Source organism: Burkholderia sp. BCC1993, assembly GCF_905339865.1.
In the GTDB taxonomy this organism is placed as follows: domain Bacteria; phylum Pseudomonadota; class Gammaproteobacteria; order Burkholderiales; family Burkholderiaceae; genus Burkholderia.
Window position 1 is genome coordinate 26,043 of record NZ_CAJPGZ010000023.1, and the last position, 11,552, is coordinate 37,594.

14 protein-coding genes are annotated in these 11,552 nt (G+C 67.3%); 6 read left to right on the forward strand and 8 right to left on the reverse strand.

Features of this window, described 5'->3' with window-relative positions; all coding sequences use genetic code 11:
• Positions 1 to 45 precede the first annotated feature (45 nt).
• Positions 46 to 489, forward strand: a complete 444-nt coding sequence (locus U4Y91_RS31875; RefSeq protein WP_321808479.1) for a DMT family transporter — start codon at positions 46 to 48, stop codon at positions 487 to 489.
• A 77-nt stretch (positions 490 to 566) separates the two neighbouring features.
• Here U4Y91_RS31875 and U4Y91_RS31880 read toward each other — a convergent pair whose 3' ends face one another.
• The 6 genes from U4Y91_RS31880 to U4Y91_RS31905 all read right to left on the reverse strand — a co-directional run bounded on the left by U4Y91_RS31880 (position 567) and on the right by U4Y91_RS31905 (position 4,527).
• A complete protein-coding gene (locus tag U4Y91_RS31880; protein ID WP_321808386.1) occupies positions 567 to 1,028 on the reverse strand; it encodes a cytochrome c in 462 nt (153 codons plus the stop codon).
• A 62-nt stretch (positions 1,029 to 1,090) separates the two neighbouring features.
• The gene (locus U4Y91_RS31885) at positions 1,091 to 1,594 is read right to left on the reverse strand and encodes a cytochrome c (protein ID WP_321808387.1); all 504 of its coding nucleotides are present in this window, start codon (positions 1,592 to 1,594) and stop codon (positions 1,091 to 1,093) included.
• Positions 1,591 to 2,136, reverse strand: a complete 546-nt coding sequence (locus U4Y91_RS31890; protein ID WP_321808388.1) for a methylamine dehydrogenase light chain — start codon at positions 2,134 to 2,136, stop codon at positions 1,591 to 1,593. The genes U4Y91_RS31885 and U4Y91_RS31890 overlap by 4 nt, the downstream gene beginning before the upstream one ends.
• Positions 2,137 to 2,175: 39 nt before the next feature.
• The gene (mauD, locus tag U4Y91_RS31895) at positions 2,176 to 2,811 is read right to left on the reverse strand and encodes a methylamine dehydrogenase accessory protein MauD (protein ID WP_321808389.1); all 636 of its coding nucleotides are present in this window, start codon (positions 2,809 to 2,811) and stop codon (positions 2,176 to 2,178) included.
• Positions 2,808 to 3,362 (reverse strand): MauE/DoxX family redox-associated membrane protein, encoded by a 555-nt coding sequence (locus U4Y91_RS31900; RefSeq protein ID WP_321808390.1) that lies wholly within the window; start codon positions 3,360 to 3,362, stop codon positions 2,808 to 2,810. Before U4Y91_RS31900 ends, mauD begins: the two co-directional genes overlap by 4 nt.
• Before the next feature lie 7 nt (positions 3,363 to 3,369).
• On the reverse strand, positions 3,370 to 4,527 hold the full coding sequence (locus tag U4Y91_RS31905; protein ID WP_321808391.1) for an amine dehydrogenase large subunit: 1,158 nt from the start codon (positions 4,525 to 4,527) through the stop codon (positions 3,370 to 3,372).
• Between the two features lie 241 nt (positions 4,528 to 4,768).
• Here U4Y91_RS31905 and U4Y91_RS31910 point away from each other — a divergent pair, with 241 nt between their 5' ends.
• From U4Y91_RS31910 to U4Y91_RS31930, 5 genes are all read left to right on the forward strand, one after another.
• Complete coding sequence (locus tag U4Y91_RS31910) at positions 4,769 to 5,731, forward strand: helix-turn-helix domain-containing protein (RefSeq protein ID WP_321808392.1); 963 nt, start codon at positions 4,769 to 4,771, stop codon at positions 5,729 to 5,731.
• A 131-nt stretch (positions 5,732 to 5,862) separates the two neighbouring features.
• Positions 5,863 to 6,807, forward strand: a complete 945-nt coding sequence (locus U4Y91_RS31915) for a GlxA family transcriptional regulator (protein ID WP_321808393.1) — start codon at positions 5,863 to 5,865, stop codon at positions 6,805 to 6,807.
• A gap of 479 nt (positions 6,808 to 7,286) precedes the next feature.
• On the forward strand, positions 7,287 to 8,999 hold the full coding sequence (locus tag U4Y91_RS31920; RefSeq protein WP_321808394.1) for a M36 family metallopeptidase: 1,713 nt from the start codon (positions 7,287 to 7,289) through the stop codon (positions 8,997 to 8,999).
• A gap of 74 nt (positions 9,000 to 9,073) precedes the next feature.
• Positions 9,074 to 9,640: a M28 family peptidase gene (locus U4Y91_RS31925; protein ID WP_321808395.1), complete on the forward strand. Its 567-nt coding sequence runs from the start codon at positions 9,074 to 9,076 to the stop codon at positions 9,638 to 9,640.
• Between the two features lie 121 nt (positions 9,641 to 9,761).
• Positions 9,762 to 10,130, forward strand: coding sequence for a YbjQ family protein (locus tag U4Y91_RS31930; RefSeq protein ID WP_321808396.1), 369 nt, complete (start codon positions 9,762 to 9,764; stop codon positions 10,128 to 10,130).
• A 10-nt stretch (positions 10,131 to 10,140) separates the two neighbouring features.
• On the opposite strand, the gene U4Y91_RS31935 is transcribed toward U4Y91_RS31930, so the two are convergent.
• On the reverse strand, positions 10,141 to 10,851 hold the full coding sequence (locus tag U4Y91_RS31935; protein ID WP_321808397.1) for a PepSY-associated TM helix domain-containing protein: 711 nt from the start codon (positions 10,849 to 10,851) through the stop codon (positions 10,141 to 10,143).
• On the reverse strand, positions 10,848 to 11,531 hold the full coding sequence (locus U4Y91_RS31940; RefSeq protein ID WP_321808398.1) for a Fe2+-dependent dioxygenase: 684 nt from the start codon (positions 11,529 to 11,531) through the stop codon (positions 10,848 to 10,850). The genes U4Y91_RS31935 and U4Y91_RS31940 overlap by 4 nt, the downstream gene beginning before the upstream one ends.
• Between the last annotated feature and the right edge of the window lie 21 nt (positions 11,532 to 11,552).

Genomic DNA, 11,552 nt, shown 5'->3' on the forward strand with positions numbered 1-11,552 from the left:
GCCCTTCCTTGTTGCGACCGATTTCCCGGAGCGTTCATGACTTCGCTGACTACCGTCCTGTCCTATCTCCTCGTCGTCGCCGCCGGCACGAGTGTCGCGCTGCAGCAAGTGCTCAACGCAAACCTCCGCGCGCAGCTCGCGTCGCCGTGGTGGGCCGGTTCGGTCAGCTACTTCGTCGGCTTGATCGTGATGCTCGCGGTCGCGTTCCTGTCGCCGCAGCCGCGCCTGACGGGTGCCTTCTCCGAAGCCGGATCGTGGTTCAGCTGGACGGGCGGATTCTTCGGCGCGGTGTTCATCGCCGTCGCGATCCTGATGGTGCCGCGGCTGGGCGCGGCGACGACGCTTGCACTGGTCGTCGTCGGGCAGATGGTCGGCTCGCTGCTTCTCGACCAGTTCGGGCTGTTCGGCACGCCGCAGCATCCGGTCGGCGTGATTCGTATCGCCGGCGCGGCGTGCCTGATCCTCGGGGTCGTGCTGATTCGTGCGTAATCGCGTGACGACGCGACGCGGTCGCCGGCACCGGCGTTGCGCTGCTACGTGTGCCGACGGCCGATCAACGAGTCGGATCAGTAGCGATCGGACACACCATCGATCCCGCGCTCGTGCAATTCGCGCACGAGCCTCGCACGCACCGTCGCGACATCAGAAAACGCAGGCCGTCGATGCGCGGCGATTTCGGCCGCCGTATAAGGCTTGAAATCGCGCGGCAGCGCATCGTGGTTCATCGTCGTGAGTACCCAGTTCAGTACGTCGGCGAGGTCCTGGTCCGACAGCGCCGAGTTCGACGCGCCGGGCACGCGCATCACGTACTCGCGCCCGGCCGGCAGATGCGTGAAATAACCGAGCGAGTTCGCGAGCGGCGGCACCTTGCCGGGAATGCCGCCGCCCGTCGCCGTGTGGCAGCCCATGCAGTTGAGGACCCAGTGCTGCCGCGCGAGCGTGGCGTCGGCCGCGCCGTCGGCATGCGCGGGGACGGCGACCGCACAAGCGGCGACGGCGACCAGCATCGACGACAGGCAGCCGCTCATGAACGACCCGATCCGCCACGCCCCCGCACGGCGCCCGCCGCGACGCTGAATGCCGGCCGCATTCACAGCCCCAGCCCCTTCGTCACGACCGCACGTTGCGCGTGAACGGCCGTGCCGTCCATCTCCTTCGCCCGCGCCGCGCGAATGTCGGCTGCCGTGAACGGCTTCGCATTGCCGTGCTTGTCGTTGAGATCGAACACGACGTAGTTGAGCACGTTCGCGATGTCGTCATCGGTCGCGCTCGCGAACGACGGCATCTTGAAGTTGTAGCGCTTGTCGTGCACCTTGATCTCGCCGAACATCCCGTGCAACAGCGTCGCGACGAGTTGCGCGCGGCCCGCGTCGGCCGTCGCGTACTTGCCCGGATACTCGGTCAGCGGCGGCGCGAGGCCGTCCTGCCCCTTGCCGCCCGCCTGGTGACACACCGCGCACTGCGCGTCGAACAGGCCCTTGCCTGCGGGGTAATGAACGGCCTGCTGCGCACCGGCCATGCCCGGCAGCATCAGAAACCCCGCGGCAGCGGCCACGCACGTGGCCACGATCTTTCCAGCTTGCTTCACTTTCATTGTTTTGCCGCTCCCAGCAGGACCGAAACCGAACAGTGGTAATTCGAATTACCGTTCGCCATGCACCAGTTGATGTCGTTGTTCAGCGACAGCTTGTACAGCGGCTTCTCGCGCTCGTTGCGGTTGCAGAAGCACTTTCCGCACGACGTCTTGCCGCAGCAGTCGTTGTACGACACGATGTAGTCCGAACCGTCATGCGGATTGCGGCAGGTGCCGATCCACGTGATCGGCGAAGGTGTGGTACCCGGCGGGCAGCTGCTCGACGTACCGCCGCAGCAGCTGCACAGCCAGCCGTCGATCGCGCAGTATTTCCAGTAGTCGCAGCTCATCGGATCGTCGCTCGCGCCCGATGCGGCGGCACCGGACGCCGCCGATGCTCCCGAGGCCGCGTCGGCCGCATACGCGGTGCGATCGACGGGCAACAGCGGCAGCATCGCCGATCCCACCAGCACCTTGCCAAGCTGCGCCATCGCGCTGCGCCGCGAACTATGCTGCGCGACGCCGCGCGCCGACCGTTCGAACCATGAATCAAACAGGCCCATTCCGTTGTTCTCCGTTGACGTTGAAGGAAGGTCGGCCGATCACGCGTGCTGCGCGTGCTCTTGATGGCCGTCGTGGTCGTGATCGCCGTGCACGAACTGCTGCAGCGATGCGACGCCCCGCTCTTTCGCTTCGAACAGGCTCTCGAGATGCTCGCGCGTATTGACGAGCCCCTTCGCGCGCACGGTGCCGGTGTCGTCGAGTAGCACCGCGTACGGCAGCTTGCCGATCTGGTACGCGAGGCCGAGCTCCTGCGACAGCACGTACGGGAAGCGCGCGAGGTTGTGCTTCTGCGCGAAGCGCGTGTGTTCGTCGGGATCGCCGTCGCTCGCGAGCACGATGTTCACCGGCGTCGACTCGCTCGCCTGCAGTGACGGCAGCAGCGGCAGCAGCTTCTTGCAGACCGGGCACGTCGGCGACAGGAAGAACAGCAGCGTCGCCTTGCCCGACGCATCGATGCCGCCGACCTTCACCTGCGAGCCGCGAATGTCGGTCAGCTCGAAGGCGGGCGCGATCGCGCCGACCGCCGGCCCCTTGTCGATCATCAATGCGCCGGCCGGCATGATGCGTTCGTACAGGATGCCGATCTGGCGCACGAGCGCGAGGCAGATTGCGCCGAGCGCGAGCACGGCGACCCACAGCAAGGCGGTGGAAACGGTGAGAGCGGTTTGCATCATGAATTCCTCAGGTGGGAAAGGCGCGGTACGTTGGCGAGCAGCACGTCGACGGTGAGCAGCGCGCAGACGATCAGCAGCACGGAAGAGAACAGCGTCAGGTAGTCGAACCACACGACCGCACGGCTGCCCGGCTCGACGAGCGCGGTCGCGGCCAGCACGACGAGCAGCAGCACGCGCGCGACATGCAGCCAGCCAATGCCGCGCGGCGCATCCGTGCGCGCGGCGGCAAAACCGGAACAGCCGCAGTCGATGTCGGTGTGGCCGCGCAGGATGTTGATCGTCATGCCGGCTGCGAAGACGAGCAGCAATGCGATCAGGCCGAGCGCGCCGGCCGTGCGCGTATCGGGAAACAGCAGCGCCGCGGCGCAGACGGCTTCGGCAAGCGGAATCGCGAACGCGGCGGGCGCGGTGAGCGCATCGGGCAGCAGGCGATAGCCGGCGAGCGCCTGCCGGAACGCGGCCGGCCGGCGCATCTTCGCGAAGGCGCCGAGCAGCACGACGACGGCCGCGCCTGCCTGCGCGCTGGTGGCGAGTACGGGATCGAGCATCATCGCGGCCTCACGGGTTCACGAGCAGCGTCGGCGTACTGCCGATCTGCTTCTCGACGTGCTGCAGCTTGCCGCTGTGCGCGTCCATCACGACGAGATCGGACGTGCCCGTCAGCCCGTAGAACAGCGGCTTGTCATCCTCGCTGACCTGGATCGACACGAGCGGATCGACCTTCTGCTGCGCGAGATCCCAGCGCGCGACGCGCTGTTTCGTCTTCAGGTCGTAGATCCACACCTGCGTGCCGGGATCCTTGTGCGTGCCGTCGCCACCCTTGTGCATCAGCACGTAGTAGCGGTTCTGCCTGACCTGCACGGCCGTCTGCTGCATGCCGCCCGGGCGCCAGCCTTCGGCGCGCTCGGCATCGGTCAGCAACGACCACGACTTGCCGAACGCGGGCCTGGCGCCGCTGAAATCGGCGCTGCGCACGTTGCCGTGGTACGTCGCGAACAGGTAGCCGCCCTGGTAGCGCGACGCGTTGATGAACGCCGGATCGTTGTCGACGTCGATGAATGCATCGGACATCGTGCGCTTCACCTCCTTGCCGTTCGCGTCGAGCGTGACCGTGAGCGCCTTGCCGCTTTCGCACAGCGCGGTGAAGCGGTCGTTCCCCGACGGATACGCAAGCACGCATGCCGCGGTGTCGATCTCGGACAGCACCCGCTTCGACACCGCGTCGATCACCGTCACCGACGCGGCCGGCGTGATGTTCGCGACGTACAGCCGCTTGCCGTCCGCGCTGAACGCGGTGTTGTACGGCGACGGCACGTGCTGCCCGTGCTTCGCCGGAATCACGATCTCTCCGGTGTGATCGAGCGTCGTGTTGTCGGTCATCTCGACGACGTCGGTGCGCGTGCCGTGCGAGCCGCGCGCGAAATAGGTCGTCGCGATGAAGCTCGTCCTGTGGTCGGGCGAGATCGCGAGGCCGGGCGCGAAGCCGCCGTCGATCTGGCCGAGCAGCTTCTTCGCGTCGGCGTCGTACACGAAGATGCGCCCGTCGGTCATCGTCGGCATCGCGATGTCGACGACGTACACCGCGTGCGGATGCCACGGCGGCATCTTCTGCACGACCAGTTCCTCGGGCTTTTCCGTCGCGTCTGCGCTGCCGGCCCACGCCGCCGCGAACGCCAGCGTCGCCGCGAAAGCCGCGGTGCGTCGCCTTGTTCTCATGTCGCCTCCAGTTGGGATTCAGGTAATGTGGGGCGACTGTAGTTCGACAATAAACCGGTTCAGCACCCGGACCGGCAACGCGTGCGTGCCGATTCGGGATATTGGAAAACCGCCTGAAAGGCACCTGCGGCGCACCCCATCCGACCCCGCCAAAACCCTCATGGAAATAGCGCTCATCCGTATTGCACCGACCGCTCGGTCGGTTTAATCTTGCGCGGTCCGAACGACCGCCGGAGGCGCCATGCTCGTGTTTCACCAGATGTTCGACGACGCGGACCGGCATGCCGAGGCGCTGCGCGGCTGGGATCAGCGTTACGACCAGATCGGCTCGGGCCCGTATCGCAGCGCGGTCAAGCACGTGGAGCTCGACGGCGTGCAGCTGTTCCAGGAAGCGGCGAACGTGCGCATCATCCAGCGCGGGCGCCTGCCGCCCGGCCATACGGTGTTCGGGATGCCGCTCACCGGCTCGGGCACCTTCGCATTCGGCGACGCGCGCATCGAGCGCGGCACGATCGTGATGGCGCGCGGCGGCTCGCCTTTCGAACTCCATTCACCCGACGACATGTCGCTGATCGGCGTGGTCATCGATCCCGAGCTGATGCAGCAGATCGAGGATGCCGCCGATGTCCGACTCGACGAGCGCGCACTGCGGCGCGGCGTCGCCGACGTGCCGGTCGCCGCGCGCGAACGCGCGAGCGTGCAGCTCGCGACGCTGCTCGAACGCGTGCTGTCGGCACCTGCTACGTTCGACGCGGCGCGTGCGCAGTCCGAGCTGCGCGGCGACGTCGGCAACGTGCTCGTCGATCTGCTCACCTACCGGATGCCCGGGCCGTCGAATCGCCTCACGCACGCGTGCCACGCCGATATCGTGCGGCGCGTGCACGACTACGTGATCGACCACCCGGAAGCGCCCGTCGACATCCTGAGCCTGTGCACGCAGCTGCGCGTGAGCCGGCGCACGATGCAGAACAGCTTCCAGTCGGTCGTGCAGACCGGTCCGCTGAACTACACGCGCTCGCTGCGTCTCGCGCAGGTGCGACGCCTGCTGCTCGACACGCGGCAGTCGGACCTGCCGATCAGCGAGGCGGCCGCGCGCTGGGGCTTCATCCACCTCGGGCATTTCGCGAACGCGTACAAGGCCCAGTTCGGCGAACTGCCTTCGACGACGGCGCGCCGGACGGTGCGCGGCGCAAATACGCGCTGAGCACCGGAAAAAACCGCCATAATCCGTTGTTGAACGTTCGGCTCCCGCGAGCCGGGTGCGCTGCGCGCGTGCCTGTCCGCTCAACGGGCCGCGCAGTACGTGACGACCACCCGCTTCCACCCCACGCCCCGATGCCAGAGGATTTCCACTTCCTGTTGCTGCCCGGCTTCTCCGCGCTCGGCTTCATGTCGGCGGTCGAACCGCTGCGCGTCGCGAACCGCTTTCGCACCGAGCTGTACCGCTGGCACGTGATCAGCGCGGACGGCACGCCCGTCGCCGCGAGCAACGGCATTCCGGTCGCGGCCGAAGCCGCGTACGCGGACGTCGCGCAGGTCGAGACGGTGTTCGTCGTCGCCGGCTTCGATCCGCTCGTGTGCTACGACCGCGCGCTCGCCGACTGGCTGCGCCGCCAGAACCGGCACGGCGCGACGCTCGGTGGCATCGACACCGGCAGCTTCGTGCTCGCGGAAGCCGGGCTGTTCGACGCCTCGCAAATGCTGACGCTGCACTGGGAAGCGCTCGCCGCGTTCCGCGAGCGCTACCCGGGCCTGAACGCGACGCAGGAACTGTTCGAGATCGACGACCGGCGCATCACCTGCGCGGGCGGCACCGCGTCGATCGACATGATGCTCGACCTGATCGGCCGGCGGCACGGCGCCGATCTCGCGGCGGCCATCTCCGAACAGTTCGTCGTGAGCCGCATCCGGCAACGCTCGGACAGCCAGCGGCTCGAGATCGCCGCGCGCTATGGCGTGCACAACCGCAAGCTGATCCAGGTGATCGACACGATGCAGCGGCACATGGAAACCCCGCTCGGTTCCGATGCGCTCGCGCAGGACGTGGCGATCACGCGGCGCCAGCTCGAACGGCTGTTCAGCGCGACGCTGAACGACACGCCGACGCGCTTCTACCTGAACCTGCGCCTCGATCGCGCACGCGAGCTGCTGCAGCAGACCGACATGAGCATCACGTCGGTGTGCGTTGCGTGCGGCTTCGAATCGCCGTCGCATTTCTCGCGCACGTATCGCTCGCGTTTCGGCGTGAGCCCGCGCAGCGACCGCCGCGCGACGCGCTGAACGGCGCCGCTTTTGCGTACAATCCGGCGCGCCATTGCACGCGCCGGCAGCGTTTCCCGCCATTCGCTCAACAATGCCGCCGATTGATCGACGCACCGAAGCGGCCTTCGAAAATAAATTGCAAAGGTGCCGAAAATGTTCTGTAACATACCTCGCAATTAGATAGGCAGCCCTAAGGAGATGAGAGCCCGGGCCCGACGCACGTCGCGCCACGCAGGCTGCCAAACCGATATCAATGCCGATCCGAGGGGTATGACATGACGATGCTCGCTTCACCGTCGCCGCACCTGCCTGCCGTTCGCTTCCCCGCCGCCATTCCGTTCCGATTCGTTTCGACCTGACGCTTAGTTATCCTCAGTCAGTCGAATCTCCCAGCACCGCTTCGCCGCACCGGTTCCATCGAGCCGGCGCGCGAGCCGTGTCGTGCCTGCTCGCCACGAGCGCGCGGGCGTGTCCAACCGTTGAGATGAGGATCACCCATGCAGACATCACGCAAAGCATTGCCGCTCGCCCTGGGTCTCGCGCTCGGTTTCGGCATCGTCGGCGGCAGCGCGGCCGATACCAAGGTCGCGAACCCGCAGGCGTCGAGCCTGCGCGAAAGCCTGACGCGCGGCGTGGCACCGGCCGCGGCCAAGGCCGATACCGCCGCGGGGCAATTCCGCGCCGACGGCGTCGCCGTCACGCTGTACAACCCCGCGTATCGCGCGAAGAAGGCGGCCGCCACGCCCGCGGCCGCCGCGCGCGATTTCGTCGCGTCGCAGGCGACGCAGCTCGGGCTCGACCCGGCCGCGCTCGCGAGCCTCGCGGTGACGTCGGAGCGCAGCGATGCCGACTTCACCGTCGTGCGCTTCCAGCAGCAGGCGGCGGGACTGCCCGTGTACGGCAGCGACATCGCGGTGACGGTCGCGAAGGACGGCCGCATCCTGTACGTCGCGAGCAATACGATCAACGGCGTGGCCGTCACCGCGCGCAAGACACAGGCCGTCGACCAGCAGCAGGCGCTCGACCGCGCCCGCGCGTATCTCGGCGTCAGCGGCTTCACGAACCTCGACGCACAGCGCGTCGCGTTCGTCGACAAGGCCGGCACGCATACCGCATGGAAGGTACGCGGCCGCCCGCAGGACGGCCCGAAGGGCGACTGGGAACTGCTGATCGACGCGGACAGCGGCGAAGTGCTGCGCGCCGAGGACAAGGCGTTCTATGCGACCGACGGCACCGGCTTCGTATTCAGGCCCGATCCGCTTTCGTCGACGAAGAGCAGTTACGGCAGCACGGGCTACAAGGACAGCAACGACACCGATTCCACCCAGCTCACGGCCGCGCGCGTGCGTGTGACGCTGAAGGATCTCGCGCAGTCGAACTCGCGCTACGTGCTGTCGGGCCCGTATGCGTCGTGCGTCGACTTCGATGCGCCGCGCGACAACGCGTGCCCGGCGCAGGCGACGCCGACGTTCGAGTTCACGCGCGGCAACCTGTATTTCGAGGCGGTGAACACGTACTACCACATCGACACGTTCCTCCGTTACGTGAACCAGACGCTCGGCATCAAGGCGCTGCCTTACCAGTACACGGGCGGCGTGCAGTACGACCCGCACGGCGAATCGGGCGACGACAACTCGTCGTACTCGTCGAGCAGCGGCCGGCTGACCTTCGGCCAGGGCGGTGTCGACGACGCGGAGGATGCGGACGTCGTGATCCACGAGCTCGGCCACGGCATCCACGACTGGGTGACCAACGGCGGCCTGTCGCAGCAGGAAGGCCTGTCGGAAGGCACGGGCGACTATCTCGCCGCCGCGTACAGCCGCGACTTCAATCAATGGAGCCCGTCCGACGCGCAGTATCACTGGGTCTACAACTGGGACGGCCACAACGAATACTGGGGCGGCCGCGTGACGAACTGGAACGTCGGGCGCACCTACGCGCAGGCACGCGGCGCCGAGATCCACACGGCCGGCCAGTACTGGGCGTCGTGCAACCTCGTCGCGCGCGACGCGATCGGCGCGCAGGCGATGGACAAGGCCTTCCTGAAAGGGCTGTCGATGACCAACAGCTCGACGAACCAGAAGGCCGCCGCCCAGGCGGTGCTGACGGCCGCCGCCGCGCTCGGCTACAGCAGCGCGCAACTCGCGGCGATCGGCAATGCATACAACAAGAGCTGCACGTACGGCGTGACCGTGCCGCAGAAGTCGTAATTCCGCAGCAGGCGGGGGCGCCGCACGATGCGACGCCCCTCTTCCTCGACATCGCCATCCTCACGAGATCGAACATGCCTACTCTGACATTGACCCGCCTGAGCGCCGCGCTGGGCGGCGTGCTGCTGACCGCCGCCGCGCACGCGACGCCGATGTGGATCACGCTCGGCGACACCGCGATCAAGTTCGTCGGCTACGCGGCCGAGGAAGCCGGCCTGCTCGGGTCGAAGGCGATCGCGAAGCAGTTCCGCACGCAGAATGCGAACGTGGTCGGCGTGCTGCAGCTCGACATGACGAACTACCAGGGCGATCCGAAAGACATCTACCTGATCACCGACTACACGAACGCCGCGCAGAACACCTACCTGACGAACCTCGCGAAGGCCTACCTGCCCGAGCTCGCGATCGGCACGTCGCAATGCGGCTATGCATGTTCGGATCACGCGTCGTGGCATGCGCAAGGCTATCCGGCGTCGTTCCCGTTCGAGGCCGACCAGAACGACAGTCCCTATATCCATACCGTGAACGACACGCTGGAGAATTCGGACCGGCAGGCGAACCACGCGCTGAAGTTCGGCAAGCTGGCGCTTGCGTATGCGGTCGATCTCGGCGGCGACGGCAGCACGACCGTCAAGCGCTGACCGGCCTCGGCCGGCTCGAGCCGCACCGGGCGGGCGCGTGCGTGATGCGCGCCCGGTCGAGCGCGTTTCCCGTTCCGGATAGAATCGTCGTTCGATCACTTCCGCACCACGGTGCTCCGCCATGACCGACTTCTCCCGCTCCGTCGACGCCCTCTCGCCCGAGCGCGTCACGACCGCGTTCGATTTGCCCGGCCACACGACCGTCCGCTCGCTCGGCGTCGCACAGGGCATCATCGTGCGTTCACGCTCGATCGTCGGCTCGTTCGGCGCGGCGCTGCAGACCCTGTTCGGCGGCAACATCACGCTCTATACGTCGCTGTGCGAGAAGGCGCGCCAGCAGGCGTTCGACAAGATGCTCGCCGACGCGCGCAAGCTCGGCGCGAACGCGATCGTCGCGATGCGCTACGACTCGACCGAGATCGGGTCGGGCGTCACGGAAGTCATCTGCTACGGCACGGCCGTACAGGTCGCGCGCGACGCCGGCGTCTGACCGTCAGCCGTTACGCGCTGGCCGCGCACACGATCGCGACGATCGAGCCGATCACGAGCACCACGCCGATCGTCTTGCGCTTGTTCAGTTCCGTCCACAACAGCACGCCGGTGAGCGACAGCAGGATCAGCGCGCCCGCGAGCGTATCGACGAGCAGCACCCAGCCGATGCCCGTCCCGACGCCCTTGTGCAGGTTCGTCAGCCACGCGAGCGTGCCGTTGCCGGTACGCTTGAGCGTCATCGTGTCGCTGCCGACCCAGTAGTCGACCGCGACGTTTTCATGCGGCGACGCGAACACGAGCTGCCAGTGCTCGGGCTGCACGGTTTCGCGGTCGCCCCATGCGACCGGATGCCCGGGTTCCTTCTGCACGCGGCCCATGCGTTCTGGCAGATGCAGATCAGGTTGCGCACGCAACCATTGCTCGAGCGCGCGCGGTGACGCGGGCTCCGGATCGGGCACGCCGAGCCGCAACGTCTCGACGCGCGGCGTGCCGGTCTGGATCCGCAGCGGCGGCGCACGATGATTCAGCAGGAAACCCGTCGTGCCGAACAACAGCCCGAGTGCGGCACCCCACAGACCGACCCAGCCGTGCACCTTGCGCAGCCATTTGATGAAGGTGCCGCGGCGCGAACGCGCGCCGCCGGAGCCGGCCGGGCGCACGCCCGGCGCGATGCGGGACGCGGATGCCGCGTCGATGTCGATGGGATCGGCAACGCTCACGTCTCGCTCCAGATTCTCAGAAGATTGTGGTAACAGCCGACCAGGCTGCGGCACGCCTGCGTATCGGCGCCACCGGCGTTGAGCCGCTGGATCGCCGTGTCCATGTCGAACAGCAGCGCCCGCTGTGCATCGCTGCGCACGAGGCTCTGCACCCAGAAGAAACTCGCGATGCGCACGCCGCGCGTGACCGGCGTGACCTGGTGCAGGCTCGTCGCCGGATAGACGATCATGTCGCCAGCGGGCAGCTTGACCTGCTGCACGCCATACGCGTCCTCGATCACGAGTTCGCCGCCGTCGTATTCGTCCGGCGCGGACAGGAACAGCGTGACCGACACGTCGGTGCGCAGCTTCACGCCGTTCGGCAGCACGCGCACCGCGCCGTCCACGTGACTGCCGAACGTCATCCCGCCTTCGTAGCGATTGAAGAGCGGCGGATAGACCTGGTTCGGCAGCGCGGCGCTGATGAACAGCGGATTGCGCTCGACCGCAGCGAGGATCGCGTCGCCCAGTTCGCGCGCAATCGGCGCATGCTCGGCGATCTGCTGGTTGCGCTTGACCGGCGCGCCCGTGTAGCCGGCCGTCGCGCGGCCGTCGACCCACGCGTCGCCCGCCTGGTCGAGCCGGTCACGCACCGTGTGCACCTGCTCGGGTGTCAGCACGTTCGGGATGTGTACAAGCATCGTTCCACCTTTTTCATCGAA